At 69.1% G+C, this 25641-nt stretch carries 23 protein-coding genes; 10 read left to right on the top strand and 13 right to left on the bottom strand.

Annotation, left to right across the window (positions count from 1 at the left end; genetic code table 11):
* Positions 1-14: 14 nt before the first annotated feature.
* Complete coding sequence (locus tag AC1MEQ_RS00970) at positions 15-1292, top strand: glycosyltransferase (RefSeq protein ID WP_479793145.1); 1278 nt, start codon at positions 15-17, stop codon at positions 1290-1292.
* Here AC1MEQ_RS00970 and AC1MEQ_RS00965 read toward each other — a convergent pair.
* Genes AC1MEQ_RS00965 through AC1MEQ_RS00955 form a run of 3 tightly spaced genes read right to left on the bottom strand, consistent with a single transcriptional unit; the run spans position 1289 to position 4829 of the window.
* On the bottom strand, positions 1289-2164 hold the full coding sequence (locus tag AC1MEQ_RS00965) for a MaoC family dehydratase (protein WP_479793143.1): 876 nt from the start codon (positions 2162-2164) through the stop codon (positions 1289-1291). The two genes, AC1MEQ_RS00970 and AC1MEQ_RS00965, sit on opposite strands and share 4 nt — an antisense overlap.
* Positions 2161-3498, bottom strand: coding sequence for a 3-oxoacyl-ACP reductase (locus AC1MEQ_RS00960; RefSeq protein WP_479793141.1), 1338 nt, complete (start codon positions 3496-3498; stop codon positions 2161-2163). The genes AC1MEQ_RS00965 and AC1MEQ_RS00960 overlap by 4 nt, the downstream gene beginning before the upstream one ends.
* A gap of 2 nt (positions 3499-3500) precedes the next feature.
* Positions 3501-4829 carry an acetyl-CoA C-acetyltransferase gene (locus AC1MEQ_RS00955; protein WP_479793139.1) on the bottom strand — a complete coding sequence of 443 codons (1329 nt, stop codon included), beginning with the start codon at positions 4827-4829 and terminating at the stop codon, positions 3501-3503.
* Positions 4830-4893: 64 nt separating this feature from the next.
* On the opposite strand from AC1MEQ_RS00955, the gene AC1MEQ_RS00950 reads away from it, so the two are divergent.
* Entirely contained in the window at positions 4894-5649 is a 756-nt protein-coding gene (locus AC1MEQ_RS00950) for a TetR/AcrR family transcriptional regulator (protein ID WP_479793138.1), read from the top strand.
* Positions 5646-7757 (top strand): acyl-CoA dehydrogenase family protein, encoded by a 2112-nt coding sequence (locus AC1MEQ_RS00945; protein ID WP_479793136.1) that lies wholly within the window; start codon positions 5646-5648, stop codon positions 7755-7757. Before AC1MEQ_RS00950 ends, AC1MEQ_RS00945 begins: the two co-directional genes overlap by 4 nt.
* Before the next feature lie 476 nt (positions 7758-8233).
* Here the strand turns inward: AC1MEQ_RS00945 and AC1MEQ_RS00940 are convergent, their stop codons facing one another.
* Entirely contained in the window at positions 8234-9046 is an 813-nt protein-coding gene (locus AC1MEQ_RS00940; protein WP_479793134.1) for an isocitrate lyase/PEP mutase family protein, read from the bottom strand.
* 526 nt (positions 9047-9572) lie between these two features.
* Positions 9573-10781: a glycogen synthase gene (gene glgA, locus AC1MEQ_RS00935; protein ID WP_479793133.1), complete on the bottom strand. Its 1209-nt coding sequence runs from the start codon at positions 10779-10781 to the stop codon at positions 9573-9575.
* Between the two features lie 102 nt (positions 10782-10883).
* Here glgA and glgC point away from each other — a divergent pair, with 102 nt between their 5' ends.
* Genes glgC through pepN form a run of 3 tightly spaced genes read left to right on the top strand, consistent with a single transcriptional unit; the run spans position 10884 to position 16308 of the window.
* Positions 10884-12125: a glucose-1-phosphate adenylyltransferase gene (gene glgC / locus AC1MEQ_RS00930; protein ID WP_479793131.1), complete on the top strand. Its 1242-nt coding sequence runs from the start codon at positions 10884-10886 to the stop codon at positions 12123-12125.
* 43 nt (positions 12126-12168) lie between these two features.
* Entirely contained in the window at positions 12169-13647 is a 1479-nt protein-coding gene (locus AC1MEQ_RS00925; protein WP_479793129.1) for an SDR family NAD(P)-dependent oxidoreductase, read from the top strand.
* A gap of 36 nt (positions 13648-13683) precedes the next feature.
* Complete coding sequence (gene pepN, locus AC1MEQ_RS00920) at positions 13684-16308, top strand: aminopeptidase N (protein ID WP_479793127.1); 2625 nt, start codon at positions 13684-13686, stop codon at positions 16306-16308.
* On the opposite strand, the gene lplAB is transcribed toward pepN, so the two are convergent.
* Positions 16305-17411 (bottom strand): lipoate-protein ligase LplAB, encoded by a 1107-nt coding sequence (gene lplAB, locus AC1MEQ_RS00915; protein WP_479793125.1) that lies wholly within the window; start codon positions 17409-17411, stop codon positions 16305-16307. The genes pepN and lplAB overlap by 4 nt on opposite strands.
* 49 nt (positions 17412-17460) lie before the next feature.
* Between lplAB and AC1MEQ_RS00910 the strand changes: the two genes are divergently transcribed.
* Together AC1MEQ_RS00910 and AC1MEQ_RS00905 are read left to right on the top strand one after the other, a co-directional pair.
* Positions 17461-17931, top strand: a complete 471-nt coding sequence (locus tag AC1MEQ_RS00910) for a carboxymuconolactone decarboxylase family protein (protein WP_479793123.1) — start codon at positions 17461-17463, stop codon at positions 17929-17931.
* 59 nt (positions 17932-17990) lie between these two features.
* Positions 17991-18320 (top strand): GNAT family N-acetyltransferase, encoded by a 330-nt coding sequence (locus tag AC1MEQ_RS00905; protein ID WP_479793121.1) that lies wholly within the window; start codon positions 17991-17993, stop codon positions 18318-18320.
* A 57-nt stretch (positions 18321-18377) separates the two neighbouring features.
* On the opposite strand, the gene AC1MEQ_RS00900 is transcribed toward AC1MEQ_RS00905, so the two are convergent.
* The 6 genes from AC1MEQ_RS00900 to AC1MEQ_RS00875 form a co-directional block, all read right to left on the bottom strand.
* On the bottom strand, positions 18378-18632 hold the full coding sequence (locus AC1MEQ_RS00900) for a type B 50S ribosomal protein L31 (protein WP_479793119.1): 255 nt from the start codon (positions 18630-18632) through the stop codon (positions 18378-18380).
* Positions 18633-18876: 244 nt separating this feature from the next.
* On the bottom strand, positions 18877-19089 hold the full coding sequence (locus AC1MEQ_RS00895) for a hypothetical protein (protein ID WP_479793117.1): 213 nt from the start codon (positions 19087-19089) through the stop codon (positions 18877-18879).
* Complete coding sequence (locus tag AC1MEQ_RS00890) at positions 19082-19282, bottom strand: hypothetical protein (protein WP_479793115.1); 201 nt, start codon at positions 19280-19282, stop codon at positions 19082-19084. The genes AC1MEQ_RS00895 and AC1MEQ_RS00890 overlap by 8 nt, the downstream gene beginning before the upstream one ends.
* A gap of 81 nt (positions 19283-19363) precedes the next feature.
* The gene (locus AC1MEQ_RS00885) at positions 19364-20170 is read right to left on the bottom strand and encodes a TrmH family RNA methyltransferase (RefSeq protein WP_479793113.1); all 807 of its coding nucleotides are present in this window, start codon (positions 20168-20170) and stop codon (positions 19364-19366) included.
* Complete coding sequence (locus tag AC1MEQ_RS00880) at positions 20170-20964, bottom strand: sulfite exporter TauE/SafE family protein (protein ID WP_479793111.1); 795 nt, start codon at positions 20962-20964, stop codon at positions 20170-20172. Before AC1MEQ_RS00880 ends, AC1MEQ_RS00885 begins: the two co-directional genes overlap by 1 nt.
* Positions 20965-20978: 14 nt before the next feature.
* A complete protein-coding gene (locus AC1MEQ_RS00875; protein ID WP_479793109.1) occupies positions 20979-21770 on the bottom strand; it encodes an ABC transporter ATP-binding protein in 792 nt (263 codons plus the stop codon).
* 131 nt (positions 21771-21901) lie between these two features.
* On the opposite strand from AC1MEQ_RS00875, the gene serB reads away from it, so the two are divergent.
* Positions 21902-22867, top strand: coding sequence for a phosphoserine phosphatase SerB (gene serB / locus AC1MEQ_RS00870; RefSeq protein WP_479793107.1), 966 nt, complete (start codon positions 21902-21904; stop codon positions 22865-22867).
* A gap of 97 nt (positions 22868-22964) precedes the next feature.
* On the top strand, positions 22965-24704 hold the full coding sequence (locus tag AC1MEQ_RS00865) for a VanW family protein (protein ID WP_479793106.1): 1740 nt from the start codon (positions 22965-22967) through the stop codon (positions 24702-24704).
* A 98-nt stretch (positions 24705-24802) separates the two neighbouring features.
* Here AC1MEQ_RS00865 and AC1MEQ_RS00860 read toward each other — a convergent pair whose 3' ends face one another.
* Positions 24803-25546, bottom strand: coding sequence for an SDR family oxidoreductase (locus AC1MEQ_RS00860; protein ID WP_479793104.1), 744 nt, complete (start codon positions 25544-25546; stop codon positions 24803-24805).
* Between the last annotated feature and the right edge of the window lie 95 nt (positions 25547-25641).

Below are 25641 nucleotides of genomic sequence, written 5' to 3'. Positions count from 1 at the left end.
CGTCCAGGACCTTCATGCGCCACGCCATTGACTCCCCCGGCCAGCTGCGGAGCCCCACCCTCCCCTGGCGTCCCCGCGTGGCGATGCTCTGCCTGCACACCTCGCCCCTGGAACAGCCCGGATCCGGCGATGCCGGCGGCATGAACGTCTACGTCCGCGAAACCGCCGTGGCACTGGCCGCGGCCGGTTCCGTGGTCGATGTCTTCACCCGCGGTGCTCCCGCGCAGGAATCCGTCGGCATCGGCGACGGCGTGGTGGTCCACCACATCGCCGCCGGACCCGACGGCCCGGTGTCCAAGGAGGAGCTCCCCCAGTACCTGCCGGAGATCACCGCCGGGATACTGGCTGGCGGATTCGGGCCCTACGACGTCGTGCACAGCCACTACTGGATGTCGGGAGTCGTCGGGCTGGAGCTCGCGGACAGCTGGGACATTCCGCTGGTCCACACCATGCACACCATGGCCAAGGTCAAGCGCCGCCTGCAGCACGATGCCGATGAGCCCGACTCCCGCGTCGAGGCGGAGACGGTGTTGGCGGCACGGGCCACCCGGTTGACCGCGAACACGGCGGCGGAGGCCGACGAGCTGGTGTCCGACTACGGCGCGGAGCGCGGGCACATCGACGTGGTCGCCCCCGGGGTGGACCTGGAGGTCTTCCGCCCCGAGGGGCCACGGATCTGGATCGGCGATGCCGGGCACACACCCGGCCCGGCCGCCGACCCCCTGCGCATCGCCTTCGCCGGACGCATCCAGAAGCTCAAGGGGCCACAGGTCCTGCTCCGGGCCCTCGGCCTGCTGGCCCGGAAACGCCCGGACATCGACGTCGAATTGGCGATCATCGGATCCCGCAGCGGTTCCAAGGAACTCAACCTGTCGCGCCTGATCGCCCAGGAGCACCTCGAGCACACCGCCCACCGGCTCCCCCCGGCCCCGGCCACCGATCTGGCCGCCTGGTTCCGGGCGGCCCACCTCGTCGCCGTCCCCTCCTACAGCGAGTCGTTCGGGCTGGTGGCCATGGAGGCGCAGGCCTGCGGGACACCGGTCCTGGCGCACGACGTCGGCGGGTTACGCCACAGTGTCGCCGACGGTTCCACCGGTGTACTCGTCGCCGACCTGGACGCCCACAGCTGGGCGGAGGCCATCGCCCACGCCGCCACGCACCGGGAGCAGTTGCAGCGGATGGGGAGCACCGCCGTCGTGCGTTCACGGGCCTTCAGCTGGGCGCATACGGCCACGGCGGCCCTGGACAGTTATGCCCGGGCCGCCGCCGATCGCGAACGGGATCGTTCCTAGAGCGGGCGCACCGCCCCGTGGAAGTGCCGCCGTCCCGTCGTCGCGTTCCAGCCCTCGAAGGACCGGAGCTTCTCGGTGGTCGTGACCCCGAAGCTGACCGTGGAGGGCAGCAACACCGGCGCCTCGAAGACGACGTCCCAGTGGTAGCCACCGTCCAACGGTGCGGTCTGGGCCAGGGCCTTGCCGGCGAGGAACATGCCGTGGGCGATCTGGCGTTTCATGCCCAGTGCCTTGGCCGGCAGCGCGCCGAGGTGGATCGGGTTGTAGTCACCCAGCACCGCGGCGTAGTCGCGACCCGCACCGGCCCCCAGGCGCCAGGCCCCGGTCTGGACCGGCGGCACGAACTCCGGGCGGTCGCGCCGGCGTTCGGGCCGCTGGCCCGCCCAGATTCCCTTGGCCAGGTACGTCGAGGTCCCCACCCAAACGATCTCGCCGTCGACGCTCGCCTCGCAGACCACGTCCACCGCGGTTCCGGCGTAGTGGTCGCGCAGCTTCTCGGCCCACGCGCGCACGTCCAGGGCCTCGTCCACGCGGATCGGGCGCAGGTGCTCCACCTGGTTGGACAGGTGCACCATGCCCAGCAACGGCAGGGGGAAATCCCGGGCCGCGAGCACGGACATGGCCACCGGGAAGACCGTCCCGTGGACGAAGACGCTGGGCAGTGTTCCGCGTACGGTGTCCCCGACCAGCTTCTGGTAGGCCTCCAGCCGGGGTGCCCCGGCCCGCACCCCGGAGACGGAGTGCTCGACCTCGGGCAGCACCAGCGCACCGGACGAACCGGTCAGCTTGGTGCGGACCTGGTTAGCCACCGCCTCGGCGTAGAGCCGGGGCAGGGCCGGCACGGAACCGAGACGGACCTCGCGGCGGCTCATGCTCCCACCAGCGACTGTCCGCAGACGCGCAGGGTCTGCCCGTTGATGCCACCGGCGGCGTCGGAGGCCAGGAAGCCGATCGCCTCGGCGACGTCCAGCGGCTGCCCTCCCTGCATCAAAGAGGGCATGAGCATCCGGCCCACGGTACGGGTGGCGACCGGGATCTTGGCCGTCATGTCGGTTTCGATGAAGCCCGGCGCGACGGCGTTGATCCCGCCATCGCGTTCGGCCATGGACGTTGCCGTGGAGGCGACCATGCCGATCACCCCGGCCTTGGAGGCCGCATAGTTGGTCTGCCCCCGGTTGCCGGCGATACCGCTGGTGGAGGCCAGCGAGACGATCCGCAGGCCGGGCAGATCCGCGGCCAGAAAGGCCTCGTTCATGCGCAGCTGCGATTCCAGGTTCACGGCGATGACCTGGTCCCAGCGGGCGGCGTCCATGTTGGCCAGCAGCTTGTCCCGGGTGATGCCGGCATTGTGGATCACGATGTCCAGGTGGCCGTGGCGGCCCAGCGCGTGGTCCATGATCACCGTCCCGGCGTCCTCGCGGGTGACGTCCAGCTGCAGGGCGGTGCCGCGGACCTCGTTGGCGACCTTCGCCAGGGCGTCCCCGGCCTGCGGGACGTCGACGGCCACGATCGTGGCCCCGTCGCGGTGCAGCGTCCGGGCAATGGCCGCTCCGATGCCGCGGGCGGCTCCGGTCACCACGGCGACCTTGCCGGCCAGCGGCTGGTCCCAGTCCACGGGAAGCTCCCCGCGGGTGGTTTCGACCGCCAGGAACTGGCCGTCGACGTAGGCGCTGCGACCCGAGAGCAGGAAGTGCAGGGCAGCGGTCGCCGTAGGGGCGTCGGCGCCGATACCGTCGGCGAGCAGGATGCCGTTGGCGGTGGCCCCGCCGCGCAGTTCGCGGCCGAGCGAGCGCACCATGCCGGTGACCCCGTGGCGTGCCACCGAACGTGCGGGGGCATCGGCGGCCACCGCGGGCCGCGAGATGGAGACCACGCGCCCACCCGGGAGCAGGCTGCGCAGCGCCGCACCGGTTTCCAGGGCAACCGCCGACAGGTCGCCCGGCGCCTCGACGGCGTCGAGGGCCAGGATCAGCGCGCCGAGCTTCTCGGAGCCCCCGGCGTGGCGGCGCACGTCCAACCCCCACCCCAGGAGGGTGTCGGTCAGCTCGTGGGCCGCGGCACCGGCGCCGAGGACGACGACGGGGCCCGGCACCAGGGGCTGGCCCGGCCCGTATCGGCGCAGGATCGAGGGCCTGGGCAGGCCCAGGGACTTGGCCAGGTCCTTCGTGAACCCGCTATTGACGAGTTTCAGGTAGTTGTCGGCCATGTTCAGCGTGCCTCCAGGATGGCGACGACACCCTGGCCGCCGGCGGCGCAGACGGAGACCAGGCCACGGCCGGATCCCTTCTCGTGCAGCATCTTGGCCAGGGTGGCGACGATGCGCCCGCCGGTGGCGGCAAAGGGGTGGCCGGCGGCGAGCGAGGAGCCGTTGACGTTCAACCGACCACGGTCGATCGATCCCAGCGCGTTCTCGAGCCCGAGCTTGTTGCGGCAGAAGTCCGGATCCTCCCAGGCTGCGAGGGTGCTGAGCACGGTGCCGGCGAAGGCCTCGTGGATCTCGTAGAAGTCGAAGTCCTGCAGGGTCAGGCCGTTGCGGGCCAGGAGCCGCGGGACGGCGTAGGCCGGAGCCATCAGCAGGCCCTCCGCGCCGTTGACGAAATCGACGGCGCCGGCTTCGAAGTCCACGAAGTTGGCCAGCATCGGCAGGTCGTGTTCGCGGGCGTAGTCCTCGGAGCCGAGGAGGACTGCGGAGGCGCCGTCCGTCAGCGGCGTCGAATTGCCGGCGGTCATGGTGGCCTTGTCGCCGAGGTTCTTGCCGAATGCGGGCTTGAGGGTGCCCAGCTTCTCCAGCGTGCTGTCGGCCCGCAGGTTGGTGTCCTTCGAGACGCCGCGGAACGGGGTCACCAGGTCATCGAAGAAGTGGCGGTCGTAGGCCGCCGCGAGGTTCCGGTGGCTGGCCAGGGCCAACTCGTCCTGCGCCTGGCGGGTGATGCCCCAGGCGGCGGTGGTGACGGCCTGGTGGTCGCCCATCGAGAGTCCGGTGCGCGGTTCGCCGGTGCCCGGGGCGTTGGGCGTCAGGTCCTTGGGGCGGAACTTCGAGAGCGCGCCGAGCCGTTGCTGGAGGGTGCGGGCCCGGGAGAGCTCAAGCAACACGGAGCGCAGGCCCTCGCTGACCGCGATCGGGGCGTCGGAGGTGGTGTCGACGCCGCCGCCGATGCCCGATTCGATCTGGCCCAGGCGGATCTTGTTGGCGAGGGAGCCGATGGCTTCCATGCCCGTGGCGCACGCCATCTGGATGTCGTAGGCGGGCGTCGTCGGCGACAGGGCAGTGCCCAGAACCGACTCGCGGACCAGATTGAAGTCCTTGGAGTGCTTCAGGACGGCGCCGGCAGCCACGGCACCCATGCGCTGGCCCTGCAGGCCGAAGCGGGCCACGAGTCCGTCGAGTGCCGCGGTGAGCATTTCCTGGTTCGAAGCCGTCGAGTATTTGCCGTTGGAGCGGGCAAACGGGATGCGGTTGCCGCCGATCACCACGGCGGGTCGGAGACCCGTGGTGCCGGACGTCGGTGCCTGGGCGGGGGAAGCCTGTTCGGCCATGGAATGACTCCTGACAATGTGAGGTGAGTTACCGATACCTAGCGTACCTGATACGCTGGGTATCGTGAACTCCTCCGACATCTCCACCGATGCCACGGCCGGTATGTCCGGCGATGGCCGCTCGGCCCGTTGGGACGCCCACCGGCAGTCCCGCCGGACGGAACTGGTCAAGGCGGCCCGCGCCGTGATCCACCGGTTTGGACCCACCGCCTCCATGGACGACTGCGCCGCCGAAGCCGGCACCTCGAAATCCGTCTTCTACCGTTACTTCGGCGACAAGGATGGCCTGCGTCGGGCCATGGGCGAGATCGTCATCGGCCAAATGCGGTCCAAGGTCGTGGACGCCGCCCGGACGGCGACGACGGAGCAGGCCGGGTTGTTGGCCATGGTCCGCGCGTATCTCCATATGGCCAAGACGTCTCCGAACGTCTACTTCTACGTCACCGACATCTCCCGCGACCCGCAGGCCGCCGCCTGTGCTTCCCCGGGCGGTGAACCGCTGGACGACTTCTTCGCCGAACTCACGTCGATGATGACGGACCGGATGCACGCCTACCTGCGCGGCCGGGATGGATCCGACCCCCCGGGCCCTGCACTCGACCTGTGGCCCCGTGCCGCCATCGGCATGGTCCGCGCGGCGGGCGAGACCTGGCTGCGCACCCCCGATGCCCCCGGCAAACCCACGGAGGAAGAACTGACCTCGACCATCACCGATTGGCTCGTCTCCGGCATCGCCGGACGCCTCTCCGGCACATTTCCCCCACGCACCACACCGCACACCAGCACGAACGCAAGAGAACTGGAAAGGCACACATCGTGACCCAGCAGAACACGACGGCCACGGACCGTCCCGAACCCCGCATCGATGTCGCCGCGCTCGGCGAACAGCTCCTGGGTAGATGGGCCGATGAGCGCCGCGCATCCCGCGCCATAGCCGGCCGTGGGGAATTCCAGCGGGTGGAAGGCCAGTCCATGGCCGAGCACCGCGAACGTGTCCTGGGCCAGCTCTCGCTCCTGGTGGACGAGGGCGCGATCCAGCGGGCCTTCCCGGAAGCGCTCGGGGGCAGCAACAACCATGGCGGCAACATCGCCGCATTCGAGGAACTGGTTACCGCCGATCCCTCCCTGCAGATCAAGGCCGGCGTCCAATGGGGCCTCTTCGGCTCGGCGGTCCTGCACCTGGGTTCACCCGAACACCACGAGAAGTGGCTGCCCGGCATCCTGAACATGGAGATCCCCGGGGCCTTCGCGATGACCGAGATCGGGCATGGTTCCGATGTGGCCAGCGTCGCCACCACGGCCACCTACATCCCGGAATCCGACGAATTCGAGATCCACACCCCGTTCCGGGCCGCCTGGAAGGAATACCTGGGCAATGCCGGGTTGCACGGTCGCGCCGCCGTCGTCTTCGCGCAGCTGATCACCCAGGGGGTGAACCACGGGGTCCACGCCCTCTATGTCCCCATCCGCGACGACAACGGGTTCCTGCCCGGCATCGGCGGGGAGGACGACGGGCTCAAGGGCGGCCTGAACGGCATCGACAACGGCCGCCTGCACTTCGACCATGTCAGGATCCCGCGGACCAACCTGCTCAACCGCTACGGCGACGTCGATGCGGAGGGGACCTACACCTCCCCCATTGCCAGTCCCGGCCGGCGCTTCTTCACGATGCTCGGCACCCTGGTCCAGGGTCGTGTCTCACTGGACGGTGCGGCTGTCGCCGCCTCGAAGGTGGCCCTGCAGATCGCCGTGACCTACGCCCACCAGCGCCGCCAGTTCAACGCCACCTCCACCGTCCAGGAGGAGGTGATCATGGACTACCAGCGCCACCAGCGCCGGTTGATCTCCCGGATCGCCACCACCTACGCGATGTCGTTCGGCCACGAGGAGCTGCTCGAGAAGTTCGACGGCGTCTTCTCCGGCGCCACCGACACCGACGAGGACCGCCAGGATCTCGAGACCCTGGCCGCAGCCCTGAAGCCGACCTCGACCTGGAACGCCCTGGACATCCTCCAGGAATGCCGCGAGGCCTGCGGCGGTGCCGGGTTCATCACCAAGAACCGCTTCACCTCGCTGCGTGCCGACCTGGACGTGTACGTCACCTTCGAGGGCGACAACAACGTGCTGCTGCAGCTGGTCGCCAAACGCCTGCTCACCGACTACGCCCAGGAATTCCGCCACCTGGACGCCGGCGTCCTGGCCCGTTACGTGGTCCGCCAGGCGGGCAACGTGGCCATCAACCGCTCCGGGCTGCGCCAGTTCGCGCAGACCTGGGCCGACACCGGTTCCGAGAAGCGTTCGGCGAACTTCCTCAAGGACGCCGAAACCCAACGCAACCTGCTGACCGACCGTGTCCAGACGGCGATCGGCGAGGCGGCCGACGCCATGCGCGGGGCGGCCAAGCTTCCCCAGGCCGAGGGGGCGCGTGTCTTCAACGAGAACCAGCACGAGATCATCGAGGCCGCCCGCGCCCACGCCGAGCTGCTGCTCTGGGAGTCGTTCACGGCCGCCTTGGAGCGTATCGAGGACCACGACACGCGCCAGGTGATGACCTGGGTCCGTGACCTGTTCGGCCTGCAGCTGATCGAGAAGGATCTGGCGTGGTACCAGATGCACGGCAGGCTCTCCAGCCAGCGGGCCCGCACGCTGGGCCCCTACATCAACCGGCTGTTGGCCCGCCTGCGCCCGCACGCCCAGGACCTGGTGGACGCCTTCGGGTATGGCCCCGAGCACCTGCGCGCCGACATCGCCACCGGCATCGAGGCGGAACGCCAGGACGAGGCCGCCGACTACCTGCGTCGCCAGCGGGCACTGCCCGACTCCCCCATCGATGAGAAGATCCTCGTCGCCCGCCGCAAGGCAGCGGAGAAGGCCCAGCGCCACGCTGCCAAGGCCGCGGCCAAGCAGGGCCGCAAGGTCGGCGCCTAGCCGCCCCATCGACGGCGGCGTCGGCACCTCCGGCGGAGGGGGCACCGGCGTCGTGCTGTCCGGGGACGGGGCATTCAGCCTGGATCCGACGACCGGTGTTGTTTCAACCAGCAGCCCTTCCATTGGATCGCTCGGGGCATTGCCGGATCCGCCGACCCCGGCTTTGTCCCGTCGGCGAGATCGTCGGCGATTTCATCGGCAACCGCGGCCGGCGCTTCGCGGTGAGGTCCTGCTCAACGCTCGGGGATCTTGGGGAACCGACCAGGGGTTCGGGCATGCCACTTGAGGCTTTACACGAGGTCTCATCACCCGACCGTTCACTGTCTACCTGTCGGTGAAGGCGCGTGGAGCGCCACCTCGACAGTGCAGGACAGGGCGGGGTATGACCGATGTGCGTTCCCGCACCGGCGCTGCCGCCGACCGCACGACAGCCATCCACGACAACGCACGCCGCAAAACAGACTGTTTGGCCCGGGTCACTGTTGTGGGCCGAGGAGGCCCTCCACGTCCGGCAAGTCCGCAAAGGAGGAGAAGGTTCCAGCACCGATGATTTCCTGAACGGCCTGGAGTGGCTCTTTCCAGGCGGTGCGCGCCAGGGTGCCACCGACACTGATCCGTCGGACGCCCAGGGCCGCCGCCTGGGCCACGGTCGCGAATGGCGCATTGATCAGCAGGTTGACCGGCTTGGGTGCTACCGCCGCGATAATTGCCGCGACGTATTCGAGGTTATCGATCCGCGGTGCATACAGGCAGTCGGCACCTGCGTCGGCATAGGCGCGCAGTCTGGTGATTGTCGCGTCAATGTCGGGGCGGCCCCGAACGAAACCCTCCGACCGACCTGTGAGGACGACGTCGCTGCCGCTCTGGTCGATCGCGCGTCGAGCAGCCCGGATCCGTTCTACGGCCACGTCGATTTCCAGGAGTGGCTGTGCAACGTCGCCCGTCGAGTCTTCGATCGAGAGCCCGGCGATCCCCGTTGCCACCGCTCTCGCCACGTTGGTCTGGACATGTCGAGGATCAACCGCGAATCCGTCCTTGAAGTCTGCGTTTACGGGGACCGTCACCGCGTCAACAAGCTGACGGAGGTGCTCCAAGGTCTCCTCAAGAGTCACCTGGTCGTCGCCTCGGCCCAGCGTCCAGGCGAAACCGGCACTCGTGGATGCCAGCGCCTGAAACCCCATTTTCTCCAAAGCCCGGGCGCTTCCCACATCCCACGGGTTCGGCATGACGAAGCATCCGGAAGCGTGCAAGCGACGAAATGCCGTCACCTTGTCCTTGATGGTGTTCATGTTTCACCTCACATGCTCAAATCTACTCGGATATCCGCCAGTTGCGCCCGTGCAATGCACGAGCCGGTAGGAATGGTTCGAAATCCAGAATGGAGATGCGATCTTGATGCTCCCGGTGGGTCGACTGGTCTGGTGACGACAGGTCGTCATGCGGAACGGGGATCGGCATGCTCGTCCGGAATGGTGATCCCGCTTGAGAAGGCCCGCACGGCCACTGGCCACCGGGGCGTACGCATCGAGGCGGCGGCGAGACGATCCTGGAATACTTCAGCGGCGGCCTGGTCGACGAGCTTTCAATCGCCATCTCAACCACGCTCTTCGGCTCCTGGATCCGCTGTGTTCAGGGGCTTTGGAGGGACGCCGGCCGCTCCGGTGTGGGCATGGGATCACGAGGCGACGGCCTGGCTGGGGACGCAGTGGCGGACTCGGAGCAGCACCGTGTCCCTGGTGGGGCGTTTGCCGGGGGCGATGACGGTGATCGGCCCGTTCACATCAAAGAGGCCGGAGACAAGTACGACTTGGCGGCTCAGCGGGCGTGCGCGTCGATGGCGGCGCGGTAGACCTCCAGGGTGCGGGCGGCAATGGCGTCCCAGCTGAAGTGCTCGGCGGCGCGGCGCCGGCCGGCGGCCCCCATCGCCGCGGCCCGATCGGTGTCCTCCAGGGCCCGGTTGAGTGCGGCGGCGAAATCGCCGACGAAACGCTCGATGTCCTTCGGGGTCCCGGAGGCGTCGGGTAGTTGTTCCAGGGGCACCAGATAGCCGGTCTCGCCGTCGGCCACGACCTCCGGGATGCCGCCGACGGCGCTGGCCACGACGGCGGTGGAACAGGCCATGGCCTCCAGGTTCACGATGCCCAACGGTTCGTAGATCGACGGGCAGGCGAATACGGTCGCCTGGGTGAGGACCTGGATGAGTTCGTGGCGGGGCAGCATCCGCTCGATCACCACGACGGATTCGCGGGTCGCGCGGAGCTGGCCGATCAGCCCGGCCACCTCGGCGGCGAGCTCCGGGGTATCGGCGGCTCCGGCACAGAGCACGAGTTGGACGTCGGCGGGCAGCAGGGCGGCGGCCCGCAGCAGGTAGGGCACACCCTTCTGCCGGGTGATGCGCCCGACGAAGGCAACGGTGCGCTTCTCCGGGTCGATCCCCAGGCCGGGCAGGTCATCCAGGTGTGGCGCCGCGTGCCACGCCTCGACGTCGACCCCGTTGTGCACGACGTGGACGCGTTCGGGGTCCACCGCGGGGTACGCGGCCAGGATGTCGCGCCGCATCCCGTCGGAGACGGCGATGATGGCGTCCGCTGCGTGGTAGGCGGTGGATTCGGCCCAGGAACTCACCGCGTAGCCGCCGCCGAGTTGCTCGGCCTTCCACGGGCGCAGCGGCTCGAGCGAATGGGCGCTGAGCACATGCGGGACCCCATGCATGAGCGAACCCAGATGCCCGGCCATGTTGGCGTACCAGGTGTGCGAGTGGATGATGTCGGTTCCGGCCAGCGCGGGGACGATCCGCAGATCGGTTCCGAGCGTGGCCAGCGCGGGGTTGTCGGCCGCCAGGTCGGCGGGCTCGGCGTAGCTGGCCACCACGGCGCCATGGTAGTCGGCAGGCCGTTCGGCGCCGAACGCGTGCACGTGCAGATCCGCCAGCGGGGCCAGTACACGGGACAGCTCGGCGACGTGGACGCCGGCACCCCCATAGATGGCCGGCGGGAATTCCTTGGTAACAATGTCGACTCTCACACCACCAACGTAGTCGCTTGGGGGGTTCTGCCATAGTGTGATGCCACAAGGTGAAGCCGGCGGCCCACCCCGCCGGGATGGAACGAGCACTAGGGAGTCGGCATGCCCCACAGAAAAGTCCTCGCCGTGGTTTTGGCTGGCGGAGAAGGCAAGCGGCTGATGCCGCTGACCGCGGACCGCGCCAAGCCCGCCGTGCCCTTCGCGGGCGGCTATCGGCTCGTCGATTTCGCGCTGTCGAACGTCGTGAACTCCGGATACCACCAGGTGGTCGTGCTGACCCAGTACAAGTCGCACAGCCTGGACCGCCACGTCTCCGAGACCTGGAGGATGTCCACCCAGCTGGGGAACTACGTGGCATCCGTCCCCGCGCAGCAGCGTCTGGGCAAGGACTGGTTCCTCGGCTCGGCCAATGCGATCTACCAGTCGTTGAACCTCATCTACGATGCCAAGCCCGACTACGTCCTCGTCGTGGGCGCAGACCACGTGTACCGGATGGATTTCTCGGCCATGCTGGATGCGCACATCGAATCCGGGGCCTCCGCGTCGGTCTCTGCCGTCCGCCAGCCGCTGGACCAGGTGAACCAGTTCGGCGTCGTCGAGGTGGATCCGGAGCGTCCCGGACGGATCGCCGCCTTCGTCGAGAAGCCCGACTCCACGCCCGGTCTGCCCGATGACCCGAACAGCTTCCTGGCCTCTATGGGCAACTACATCTTCACAACCTCGGCACTGTTGGAGGCCCTGCGCTCCGACAACGAGCGTCATGACACCAAGCACGACATGGGCGGGGACATCATCCCCGGGTTCGTCGAGCGCGGTGATTGCGCCGTCTACGACTTTTCCGCCAACCCGGTTCCCGGCGAGGACATGCAGCAGGTGCGCTACTGGCGCGATGTCGGCACGTTGGAGTCCTACTACGACGCGCACATGGACCTGGTGGCGCCGATCCCGGAGTTCAACCTCTACAACAGTGAGTGGCCGATCCATACCCGGCACCACAGCTCACCGCCGACCAAGCTCATCCGCGCCAAGGATGGGACCCCCGGCGAGGCGCACGATTCGCTGCTCGCCTCCGGGGTCGTGATCTCCGGTGGCATCGTGAGCAAGTCGGTGCTCTCGCTCGATGTCCGGGTCGAGGAGGGGGCCACGGTGTCGGAGTCGGTGCTCCTGGACAACGTCACCATCGGTGCCGGCGCGGTGGTCAGGCACGCGATCATCGACAAGAACGTTGTCGTCCCCCCGGGGGCGAGCATTGGCGTTGATCCGGACAGGGACCGGGCGCGCGGCTTCACGGTGACCGCATCGGGCCTGACCATCCTGGCGAAGGGACAGCCCATCCCGGGGTAGGCCGGCTCGGCGATCGGGCCCCAGGCGGTAGAGTTCTCCCGTCATGACTGAGCATATTTTCCCCATCGCCCCCGACGATCTGGCCGCCTGCCTGGGCGTCCTCGAGCGCATCCACCAGCTGCCCGACGACGACGAGCAGTTCATCGCCGTCCGCCGTGCCACCGCCAGGATGTTCAAGGAGGTCAAGCGCGCCCGCCGGACCGAGGCGCGCCAGGCCGTCCTGGACGCCGACCGCGAGGTGATGGAGCGGACCGCCACGGGGGCCGCGAACCGGCTGGACGACGAGACCGAGGGAATTGACCTCTCCTCCACCACGGCCGACGGCAGTGCCGGCGAGTACCGGCAGCCGCGCAAATGCTATATCTGCAAACAGCCGTTCACGAAGGTCGATGCCTTCCACCACCTGCTCTGCCCCGACTGCGCGGCCGGCGGCCGGCACTGGCGCGAGGCCCGCGTCGACCTGACCGGTCGGCGTGCCCTGCTGACCGGGGGCCGGGCGAAGATCGGCATGCACATCGCCCTGCGGCTGCTGCGCGACGGTGCCCACACCACGATCACCACCCGCTTCCCGGCCGACGCGGCACGGCGCTTCGCCGCCCTGGAGGACAGCGCGGACTGGCTACACCGGCTGCGGATCGTGGGCATCGACCTGCGCGACCCCTCCCAGGTGGTGGCGCTGGCCGAACGCCTGGCGGCGGCCGGGCCGTTGGACATCCTCATCAACAACGCCGCGCAAACGGTCCGCCGCTCCGGCAACGCCTACCGCCACCTCATCGAGGCCGAGGCGCACCCACTGGCCCCCGAGCTGTCGGTGGCCAACGGCGGCCCTGAGGTCTGGGGGGCGGGAGTCGCCCCGCAGGCGCACCCGCAGGCGCTGGCGGCGGCCTTCGACCTGGACGTGGCCGCCCTGGAGTCGACGATGGGCGTGGCCCCCGAACGGCTGGCCGAACTGGCGATGACCGCCGGCTCGGCCTCGCTGGAGCGCATCGCCGCCGGGACGGCGATCGATGCCGGCGGGCTCGTCCCGGACCTGGTATCCGTGAACAGCTGGACGCAGAACCTGGGCCAGGTCGAGGCGCTGGAACTGCTGGAGGTCCAGTTGTGCAACGTCACCGCGCCGTTCCTGCTGGCCAGCCTGCTGCGCCCGGCCATGGCCGCCGCTGCGGCACGGCGCAAGTACGTCGTGAACGTCTCCGCCATGGAGGGCCAGTTCTCCCGCGTCTACAAGGGCGCCGGGCATCCCCACACGAACATGGCCAAGGCGGCGTTGAACATGCTCACCCGCACGGCTGCGGAGGAACTGCTCGAATCCGACGGCATCCTCATGACCGCCGTCGACACGGGCTGGATCACCGACGAACGGCCGCACGAGTCGAAGATCCGCCACGCCGCCGAGGGGTGGCACGCCCCGCTGGACCTCATCGACGGCGCGGCCCGGGTCTACCACCCGATCGTCGCCGGCGAGGCGGGCGAGGACCTGCGCGGCTGCTTCATCAAGGACTACCGGCCCTCCCCCTGGTAGTGATATGCAACACCTGCTTCATGGTTCAATGGTGGGGTGGATAACGAGCAGCCCCAGAACCAGAACCTGACCCGCGACGAGGCCGCCGGGCGTGCCCGGATCCTCGGCGTCGACTCCTACGAGGTCGCCCTGGACCTGAGCGGGGCCCCCGATGCGTCCGAGGCGGGGTACCGTTCCCGCACGCGGGTGGCCTTCACCGCAACGGCCGACGGCCACCCGACGTTCCTGGATTTCATCCATGGTGGGGTCACCGCCGTCGTGCACAATGGGCGGGCGCTCGATGTGGGGACCACCGTGGACGGCTCGCGGATCCATCTCACCACCGAACCCGGCGAGAACGTCGTCGAGGTCGACGGCACCGCCCTGTACTCGACCTCCGGTGAGGGCATGCACCGCTTCGTGGACCCGGTGGATGGCGAGAACTACCTCTACACGCAGTATGAGCCGGCCGATGCCCGCCGCGTGTTCGCCACGTTCGAGCAGCCCGACCTGAAGGCGCCGTTCACCTTCACGGTCACCGCACCGGCCGCCTGGCATGTCGCCTCCAACCAGTCGGTCGCCGAGCGCACCGACCACGGCGACGGAACCGCGACCAGCCGCTTCGCCACCACGCTGCCGATGTCGACCTACATCACCACCATCCTGGCCGGTCCCTACCACTACGTCACCGACCAGTGGCAGCGCACCCTGGCCGACGGCACCACGCTTCAGGTGCCGCTGGGCCTGACGTGCCGCGCCTCGCTCGCCGCCCACTTCGACCCCGACGCCCTGTTCGCCACCACCAGGCAGGGCCTGGACTTCTTCCACGACCTCTTCGACTACCCCTACCCCTGGGGAAAGTACGAGCAGGCCTTCGTCCCCGAATACAACCTCGGCGCCATGGAGAACCCGGGGCTGGTCACGTTCACCGAGCACTATGTGTTCACCTCCCGGGCCACCGAGGCCCAATACGAGGGCCGGGCGAACACGATCATGCACGAGATGGCGCACATGTGGTTCGGCGACCTGGTGACCATGCGCTGGTGGGATGATTTGTGGCTGAAGGAGTCGTTCGCCGACTTCATCGGCACCCTGGCCGTCGCCGAGGCCACCGGTTTCGAGACCGCATGGGTCACCTTCGCCAACCGCCGCAAGGCCTGGGCCTACGTCCAGGACCAGCTCCCGACGACCCACCCGATCGTCGCGGACATCCCCGATCTGGAGGCGGCCCGGCAGAACTTCGACGGGATCACCTACGCCAAGGGCGCCTCCGTGCTCAAGCAACTCGATGCGTACGTGGGCCGGGAGGCCTTCACCGCCGCCGCCCGCACCTACTTCCGCCGCCACGAATACGCCAACACCTCCCTGTCCGACTTCCTGGCCGTGCTCGCCGAGGCCTCCGGCCGCGACATGGGTGCCTGGGCCGACGCGTGGCTGCGCAGCGCGGGCGTCGGATCCCTCCACGTGGAGGTCGAGCAGGACGACGACGGGGTTCTCACCTCGGCGGTCATCGTCCAGGACGGCGTGGATCCCACCACCGGCTCCCCCGCCATCCGCCCGCACACGCTGGGGGTCGGCACCTTCGAGCTGCGCGATGGTGCCCTGGTCCGCTCCGGGGGTTTCCGGCTGGACGTCACTGGTTCCCGGACCGCGGTGACCGAGCTGGTGGGCCGGCCCCGGCCGGCCGTCATCCTGCCCAACGACGGGGACCTGACCTATGCCAAGGTCGGGTTCGACGCCGGCAGCCTGGCGGTGCTGCTGGAGCACCTGGGCTCGCTGTCCGAACCGCTGGCGCGCGCCACCGCCTGGGCCGCGCTGTGGTCCATGGTCCGCGACGCTGCCCTCCCGGCTCCGGTGTTCCTGCAGGCGGTGCGCCGGCATGTGGACACCATCACCGACGTCGGCGTGCTGACCATGATCCTGGACCAGGCGGAATCAGCGGTGCGGCGCTATTGCCCGCCGTCCGTCCGGGCCGCCGAGCACGAGGCGCTGGCCCGCGCCGTCCACGCTTTCCTCCTCGCGGCCGAACCCGGTTCGGATGCGCAGGTGGCGTACGCCCGGCGGCTGGCCGGGCTGGCGCGAGCCGGCGGCCTGGACGAGGTCGTCGCCGGCCTGCTGGACGACTCCGCCCCGGTGGACGGCCTGGCCGTGGACGAGCAGCTGCGCTGGGCGCTCCTGCAGGCCGGAGCGGCGCGCGGACACGTCGATGCGCCGACCCTGGATGCCGAGCGGGCAGCCAAGCCCTCGGCGGTCGCGTCCGTGGGGCACGCCCTGGCACTGGCCGCCCGTCCCGAGCCCGCGGTCAAGCGCGCCGCCTTCGATGCAGCACTCTCCGGGACCGGATCCGATGGGCGGGCGCTCTCCAACGACGTGCTCAGCGCCACGGTCGACGGCTTCCTGGTCGGCACCCACGACCTCATCGACCCGTACTACGAGCGCTACTGGCCGGAACTGGCGGGGATCTGGGCCGAGCGCAGCATCGGGCTGGCCACCCGGACCGTGCAGGGGCTGTTCCCCGGGGAACAGGACCTGGGCCCGGAGGGAGCCGAGGCGCACCCGGTGCTGCACGCCGCAGATGACTGGTTGGCTTCGAACGCCGACGCGCCGCGTGCCCTGCGGCGGATCATCGTCGAACAGCGCGACCAGCTGGCGCGGACCCTGCGCGGGCAGGCAGCCGTCTAGGGGACGCGGTATAGCCACTCGTCGGTGCGGAACTTCTCATCGGCGAGCCGGTCGGCCCGCTCCAGCGTCGCCTCCCCGATCTCCGTCCGGGTGGCACCGTAGCGGGCGGCGAACGTGGCGATCATCGTCTCGATGATCTCGCCGCGCGGGATGCCGGCCTGGCGTTTGAGCGGGTCCACCCGCTTCTTCGCGCTGGCGATGCCCTTGTCGGAGATCTTCTCCTTGCCGATGCGCAGCACGTCGGTCATCTTGTCCGCGTCAATGTCGTAGCTCATGGTGACGTGGTGCAGGACCGCGCCGCCGGCGAACCGCTTCTGGGCCGCTCCCCCGATCTTGCCCTGCGATGTGGCGATGTCGTTGAGCGGCTTGTAGAACGCCTCGACGCCGAGCCGCTGCAGTGACGCCATCACCCAGGCATCCAGGAACGGGTAGGAATCGGCGAAGCTCATCCCGTCGACCAGCGATGCAGGAAGGTAGAGCGAGTAGGTGATGCAGTTGCCGGCCTCCATGAACATGGCACCACCACCACTGATGCGCCGGACGACGGTCACCCCGTGCCGGGCCGCGCCCTCGGGGTCGATCTCATTGCGGACCGACTGGAAGCTGCCGATCGCCACGGCGGGTTCGTTCCAGTCCCAGATCCGCAGGGTCGGGCGGCGCGTGCCCTCCATGACCTCGCGGGTCATGACCTCATCGAGCGCGACGTTCACGGCAATGGGCAAGGGCCGCGGTCCGACGACCTCCCACTCGTGGTCTTCCCACCCGGTCGCATGTCCCAGCGCCCGGCGGACGGCGGTGGCCACGGCTGCCGGGTCGAACCCGAACATGACGGCATCATCGTCCACCGCTGCGCCGACGGCGTCGCGGATGGCCGAGTGCGGTGCCGAGGCGTCCAACCCCACGAGCGCGGCGTTGATGTCGTCCAGCGTCTCGTCCGGTTCGAGGAAGAAGTCCCCGTTGATGTTGGCGCGGACAATGCGCGGCGGAGCCTCCCAGGTGGCGACCTCGAGATCCGCGACGACGAGCTTGCCGCCGGGCACCTTGTATTCGCCGTGGTGGGTGTAGGGGGTGTTTTCGCGGGGTGCGTCATCGTCAACTGGCATACACCCATCCTAGTAACTGCCGGCACTCCCCCGGGCTACACTGGCGGGCATGAGCGCCACCGACCGTCTGCCCTTCATGGACCGATCCCATCCCGACCAGTGGAAGGCACTCAACACCCTCGCGCTGAAGGTCTCCCAGTCAGCGGAGGCCGCCGGCCTGGAACGCGAGACCCTGGAACTGATGAACATCCGGATCTCGCAGATCAACGGCTGTTCGTTCTGCCTGGACCTGCACACCCAGCGCGCCCTCGAGGCGGGGGCCACCGTGCAGCGCCTCGCCCAGCTGACCGGATGGCAGGATTCCACCCTCTTCGACGAGGTCGAACGCGCCGTCCTTTCCGTGGCCGAGGTGACCACGGCCCTGCCGGAGCACGAACGGCGGCGGGAAGCCCTCTCCGCGGCACGCCATACCCTGGGCGACGAGGCGTTCACCGCCGTCGAATGGGCTGCGGTCACCATGAATGCCTACAACCGGATTTCGATCCTCTCGGAGCATCCGGTCAAGCGCCGCCAGGCCTGACGGGCCGCAAAACCCGACCCCGGCAAACCAACAGCCATCCCCCACCCCGAGGAGCCACCATGGACGAGAGCACCGACGTCACCCTGAACGCCGCCAGGCACCGCTACGACATCACCGTCGATGGGCAAGCTGCGGGATCGTCGTCATACCGCGACACCGACGAGGCCGGAACACCGCAGCGCATCCTGTACCACACCGTCATCGACGACGCCTTTGGCGGCAGGGGTCTTGCCTCGACGCTGACCCGGGAGGCCATCCGGCAATCGGTGGAAGCCGGATTCCGGGTCGTGCCGATGTGCCCCTACGTCAAGAAGTGGACGACGACCCACGACGATTTCGCCGAACACCTCGACCCGGTCAGCACGGCCCACCTGGCACTCTTCAGCTGAACCACCCGTTAACGACAAGGGGACCCCGGAGGGTCCCCTTGGACATGAAGTGCGTGCCTACTTCTTGCCGAAGTTCTTGAAGCGGGCGTTGAAGCGCTCGACGCGGCCGGCCGAGTCCATGATGCGCTGCTTGCCCGTGTAGAACGGGTGCGAGGCGGCGGAGATCTCGACGTCGATGATCGGGTAGGTGTTGCCGTCTTCCCACTCGGCCGTCTTCTTGGACGTGGCGGTGGTGCGGATCAGGACCTTTTCGCCGGAGGCGAGGTCGTTGAAGATGACCGGCGCGTACTCCGGGTGCGTATTGGACTTCATGTTTTAAACCTTTGCTCGAGCCACTGGATTTTGCCAGCGGCCATACGGGTACGTCGTTCCGTTCGACACGGAACCGACTGTTCACTATAGCCCACCGCCGGACAGCGACGGAAATCGCCGCGGCCTAGCGGGATCGCAGTTCCCACATGGCCACTGCTGAGGCCGCGGCGACGTGCAGCGAGTCGAGGCAGGGACGGTGGCGCCACGGCACGGCATCAGTCCGCGGCGCGGTGGGTTGTGGGATTTAGCTCGCAGTAGTCACCGTGGCAGTCCACGGGTCGGTATCGGCATCGATGTCGAACTCCTCAACGGCGACCAGACCAACCACCATGTCGTCGGGAGCTTCCTCCAGATTGGCGGCCAAAGGCTCGAGAAAGGCCCTGAAGTCCCCGGTATCCTGCTCTCGGGGCAGGCACAGCCCGTAAGTTGACGTTCTTTGAACGCGTGGCTCAGTCATCGCTGCCCTGCTGCTGCAGGCCGATGAGACTGAGCAAGAAGCCGCCGGCCAGCTGCGGCTCCAATTCCAGCCGGGCCCCGCTCACGTTCATCGATGTCGGATGCGCCGCCAATACCCGCAGCGCTCGAGCCAGGTTTGCCCCTGTTGGGGCTCCCGGGAACGACCACCGCAGGCTGACTTCTAATTCTTCCACGCACACCACTCTCCTCGGCTGTTGGCGGAGATGATCCTGCCACGGTGCGGCTCTTAACGGAAGGAGACGGTCCCCGCGCGCCTACCTGCCCCGCAGTTCCCACATGGCCACCGCTGAGGCCGCGGCGACGTTGAGCGAGTCGACGCCGGGACGCATCGGGATCATCACGGCCAGGTCGACGGCGGCCAGGGTCTCCACGGAGACGCCGGCGCCCTCGGTGCCCAGCACCAGCGCCATCCGCTCGATGGACTCGGCGGCAACCTCGTCGATGGGCCGGGCCGACTCGGTCAGCTCCATGGCCGCCAGGGTGAAGCCCCCGGCCCGCAGTGCATCCAAGCCCTGGTTCCAATCATCCAGCCGGGCCCAGGGGACCTGGAAGACCCCGCCCATGCTGACGCGGATGGACCTGCGATACAGCGGGTCCGCGCAGCGCGGGGACACCAGCACGGCGTCAACGCCCAGGGCCGCCGCCGAGCGGAAAATCGCCCCCAGGTTCGTGTGGTCAACGATGTCCTCGAGCACCACCACGCGGCGCGCCCCGTCGATGACGTCGGCCAGCGGGACCGGGGCGGGCCGGTTCATGGCGGCCAGGGCGCCGCGGTGCAGATGGAACCCGGTGATCTCCTCCAACACGCCCGGTGCCCCGACAAAGGCCGGCACCTCCGGATGCGCGTCGAGCACGTCGGAAAGGCCATCCAGCCACTTGGGGGCCAGGAAGAACGAGCGCGGCCCATGCCCGGCGGCCAACGCCCGGCGCAGCACCTTGGAGCTCTCGGCGATGTAGAGCCCCCGGCCGGGATCGGTGCGCTGGCGCAGCGCGGCGTCGGAGAGGGCCACATAGTCGGCCACCCGCGGGTCGGTCGAGGACTCCAGCTCGATGACCGGCACTAGGCGACCAGCTTGCCGATCATGTTCACCAGGGCGACGATCCCGAGGACCACGATGAAGCCGCGCAGCAGCAGCGGCGAGAGCTTCCGGCCGACCCTCGCACCGACGAATCCGCCGATCAGCGAGCCGACGGCGATCAGTGCCACGATCGGCCAGTTGATCCGGTCGAAGGCGAAGAGCAGGTAGGAGGCCGCGGCGACGAGGTTGACCACCAGGGAGAGGATGACCTTGATGGCGTTGGACTGCTGCAGCGACCCGTGGAAGAAGATCCCCAGCACGGCCATGAGCAGGATGCCCTGGGCGGCGGTGAAGTAGCCGCCGTAGACACCGATGAGGAACACCAGCAGGTACACCAGCGGGGAGAGCTTCTGGTCGTCCGCGTGGGACGGACGCAGCTCGTCGCCGCTTTGGCGTTCGCGCACCCAGCGGGCCAGCCGGGGCTGGAAGATGACCAGCAGCACGGCGATCGCGATGAGCACCGGTGCCACATAGCCGAAGACGGATTCGGGCAGGTGCAGCAACAGGAACGCCCCGAGGATGCCGCCGAGCAGCGAGGCCGGCACCAGCTTCAGCATCGTCTTGGGCACGCTGCGCGCCTCCCGCCGGTAGCCCCAGGCACCGGAGAAGCCGCCGGCGACCAGGCCCATGGCGTTGGAGATGATCGAGTTCACCGGGGCATACCCCAGTGCGACCAGCACCGGGAACGTCACCAGCGACCCGGAGCCGACGATGGTGTTGATCGTCCCGGCCCAGAGACCGGCAAAGCCGACGAGCAGTTCCCTCCAGAGATCCATGCGCTGCGCGGGGCCTAGGCGCCGTGGCGGGCGACGGCGGTGTACCGGCCGGCGTCCACGCGCAGGGCCAGGTCCATGGAGAAGGCGGACGCGAGGTTGGCCTCGGTGAGGGTGGCACCGATGGGTCCCGCGGCGACGATGGCCCCCTCGTTCAGCAGCATCGCATGGGTGAAGCCCGGCGGGATCTCCTCGAGGTGGTGGGTCACCAGCACCATGGCCGGGGCCTCCTCGTCGGCGGCGAGCTCGGCGAGGCGGGCGACGAGGTCCTCGCGGCCGGCCAGGTCCAGTCCGGCACCGGGTTCGTCGAGCAGTAGCAGTTCGGGGTCGGTCATCAGGGCGCGGGCGATCTGGACGCGTTTGCGTTCGCCATCGCTCAGGGAGCCGAAGGTCCGGTTGATCAGCGTGGACATGCCCCAGTCGTGCAGCAGGGTGAAGGCCCGGCGCTCGTCCATCGGATCGTACTTCTCGCGCCACCGCCCGGTGGTGCCATAGGCGGCGGTCACCACGGCATTCAGCACGGTCTCGTGGCCGGGGATGTGCGTGGCCAGGGCGCCCGAGGACAGCCCGATGCGCGGGCGCAGCTCGAACACGTCGACCCGGCCCAGCGTCTCGTCCAGGATCGAAGCGGTGCCGCGGGTGGGGTGCATGCGCGCCGCCGCGATCTGCAGCAGCGTGGTCTTCCCCGCGCCGTTCGGGCCCAGGACGACCCACCGCTCGTCGTCCTTCACCTGCCAGTCGATACCCGTCAAAAGGTTCTTCTGGCCCCGGACCACGTCGATTCCGGCAAAGGAAAGCACATCATTCATGGTCAAAACCCTAAGGCAACACGGCCGTGATCAACCAAACGTGGCCGGGTGCGCCCTTGCACACGTCGCACGGGCACCCGCCGGCCGACGCGAACTGGCGCGTTCCGGTCCCCGCACGGGAGAATCCCAGCATGCAGACCTGCGCCTACCTCGTGTCCCACCACCGCCGCGCCGCCGACGGGGCCACAGCGGCCGACGGGGCCGCGCCCGGGTCCGGCGCGGCCCGGCTGGACCCGGCCGGCCTCGACGCCGTCCTCGCTTCGCACGGTTTCACGGTGCTCTCCTCGGTGTCGTTCTCCGGTCCGGGCTATGCCGGGACCCGGCGCGCCCTGGCCCATGACCCGACGCCGGGCGGCACGACGGCGGATGGCCGGGATCCGCTGCAGGCCTCCTGGGCGGCGCTGTCCGCGGAGCTGGCCGGGGACGGCGCCGCGCACGCGCTCGTGGCGGCCCCGCTCATCGAGGCGCCGCGCAAGCTGCTGGTCATGGACGTCGACTCCACGCTCATCCAGCAGGAGGTCATCGAGCTGCTGGCCGCCCACGCCGGACGCGAGGCCGAGGTCGCGGCGGTCACCGAGGCAGCGATGCGCGGGGAACTGGATTTCGCCGGCAGCCTGCACGCCCGCGTGGCCACCCTGGCCGGGCTCGATGCCGGGGTCATCGAGCAGGTGCGTGCCGCCGTCGTGCTCTCGGAGGGCGCCCGGGAGCTCGTGGAGGCCTTCCATGCCGCGGGGCACCTGGTCGGTGTGGTCTCCGGCGGGTTCATCCAGATCCTCGCCCCGCTGGCCGATGAGCTCGGCCTGGACTTCGCCCTCGCCAACGACCTGGGGATCACCGACGGCATCCTCACCGGCACGGTGTCTGGTGCGGTCGTCGACGCCGCCACCAAGGAGGCCTGCCTGCGCCGCTGGGCGGCCGACTCCGGCATCCCGCTGGAGCATACGATCGCCGCCGGCGACGGTGCCAACGACCTGTTGATGGTCCGGGCCGCCGGGCTGGGCATCGCCTACCGGGCGAAGCCGGCGCTGCGGGCCGCCGCCGACGCGGCGATCGACCTGCCGCGCCTGGACATCGTCCGGCATCTGGCAGGTGTTTGATCATGACGATTGCATAACTACCGGTGGTGACCGGTCCCCTCCTGCGCGGTGACCGCGCGCGGCGGCGCTAGGATGCAACTGGTGTGCGCGGTTTGGCGTGCCCACGACGGACACGGACATGGAGCATGCGCGGGTGAAGATGCGGGACAAGCAACGCAACGGCAGGAACCTCAAGGGCTGGCTGATCGGAGGGGGCGCCGTCGTCGTCCTGGCCGGCGCCTACGCCGGTGGAGCCGCCCTGGTCGGTGACCAGATCCCGCAGGGTTCCAGCGTGCACGGGGTCCAGATCGGCGGCTTGAACCCGTCGGACGCCGCGGCACGACTGCACGGGAAGCTCGACCCGCTGGTCACCGAGCCGATCACGATCGCCGCCGGGAAGAAGAGCACCGAGCTGATCCCCGCCAACGCCGGTTTCGGCATCGACGTCGACGCCACCCTGGCCGGGCAGACCGGATACTCGCTCAACCCCGCGGTGCTGTGGCAACGGATCAACGGCGGGGAATCCATCGAACCGGTCCTCACCGACGACCAGGACATGCTCACGGACGCCGTCGAGGGCCTGCGGCCGAAGCTGGACGCGCCGGCCACCGAGGGCAAGATCGCCTTCAAGGACGCTGCCGTCGACTACACGGCCCCGACCACCGGACAGACCATCGACGCCGACGCGGCGGCCGGCAGCATCGAGAACGCCTGGTTCGGTGCCACCGAGCCCATCGAGGTGGACGCCACCGCGGTGGAGCCGAAGACACCGGTGGCCGCCTTCGAAAAGGCCCGCGATGAGCAGGCCAAGCCGCTCGTGAAGGGCGACATCACGGTCACCGCCGGCAAGCTCAAGGCCAAGCTAAAGCCGGCGGACCTGGCCCAGGCCGCATCGTTCACGGTGGCCGACGGTGCCGTGACGATGAAGCTGGACAACGGCAAGCTCGCGGACCAGCTGCTGCAGGCCAACCCGAAGATGGGCTCGACCGCCAAGGACGCGAAGATCATCCTGCGTGGCGGCAAGCCGGCCATCGTCCCGGCCGTCGAGGGCCACGGAGTCGACACCGCGAAGCTGTCCGACAAGGTGCTGAAGGCGGCGACCACGAAGCAGCGCACCGCCACGGTCGACCTGAAGGTCACGGAGCCCGAACTGACAACGAAGAAGGCCAAGGCCCTGGGCGTCAAGGAGGAGATCGTCGAGTTCTCCACCCCCTACCCGACGTCGGACACGGTCCGCACCAAGAACCTGCGGGCCGGTTCCTCCAAGCTCAACGGGTTGATCGTCATGCCCGGGGAGACGTTCTCGCTGACCAAGGCGCTGGCCCCGATCACCAAGGCCAACGGCTACTTCGAATCCGGTGTGGTCGAGGACGGGTTCTCGACCACCGCCATCGGTGGCGGTCTCTCGCAGATCTCCACCCAGCTGTTCAACGTCGGCTGGCTCGGCGGCATGGAGAACATCGCCCACCAGCCGCACAGCCGGTGGTTCGACCGCTACCCCGCAGGACGCGAATCCACCCTCTGGGAGGGCACGATCGACATGGCCTGGAAGAACAACACCGGACATGCCGTGATGATCCAGGCCTGGGTGTCCAGCGACCGCGTCCACACCCGCCTCTGGGGCACGAAGAAGTACACGGTCACCTCCAGGACGTCGGACCACTACGACAAGACGAATCCGAAGACCCGCTACAACGACGCCAAGGACTGCGTGTCCGAGTCCGGTGGGCAGAAGGGCTTCTCCGTCGACGTGCACCGCACCAGGACCTCCGGATCCGAGACGCTGCGCGACAGCCTGCACTGGACCTACCAGCCGTGGAACAAGATCGTCTGCGGCAAGGACCCCAAGAAGAAGTAGCCGCACGGCGTCCCCCGCGGGCAGCGGAAAAGGGGGCGTTCCCACCGGCATCAATTGCCGCTGGGAACGCCCCCTTTTGCGTGGGATGGGCCCGCGGGTCAGTCCAGGAAGTGGCCGGCGCCGCCGGCGTATTCGGTGTGGCCGGTGGGCACGTCGGCGGTGGCCATGGCGGCCACCTGCACCCCGAACTCCGCGACCGTCAGCAGCTTGCCGGCGGCCTTGCGGCGCTCCTCGATGGCGCCGGGCTGGGCGCGGTCGAGCAATGTCGCGGTGACGGTCCCCTCGATCATGTCCCCGGAGATGACGACCAGCGAGATGCCCTTGGCCTCCAGGGCCGGGATCTCCTCGCGCAGCGCCAGCTCGCCGGCGCGCTTGGAGCGGGCGACCGGTTCGTAGGCGTCCAGTGTGGCGGACTTCTCGATGAAGTGGGCCTGGTGGCTGGTGACGAACACGACGCGGGAGCCCGCGGGCATGACGGCGGCGGCCGTGCGCAGCATGTTGACCTGGGCGTCGCGGTTCAGCCGCAGCGCATAGTCCTCACCGAGGCCGGACTCCATGCCACCGGAGGCGTTGAGCACCAGCACGTCCACGGAACCGAAGTTCCCGACGGCGGCGTCGACCAGCGCCTGCGCGCCGGCCTCCTCGGTGAGATCCGCGCCCACGGCCACGGCCTGGCCGCCGGCCTCGGTGATCCCGGCGACGATCTTGTTCGCCCGGGGGGCCTTCTGCCGGTAGTTGACCACGACGGCGGCACCGTCGGCGGCCAGGTTCTTGGCCACCTCGGCGCCGATGCCGCGGGAGGAACCGGTGACGATGGCTGTCTTGCCGGAGAGATCGGTCATGAATGCTCCTAGTCCGGGTCCGCCCCGGAATGGTGGGAATGCTGCAAGAAGGTGCCCGCCGCGGCGGGCGCTCCCCTCCATCTTGCCAGCCGGGC

This window comes from Arthrobacter sp. ASL1 (assembly GCF_056680475.1).
This window is presented reverse-complemented; position numbering and strand designations above follow the sequence as displayed.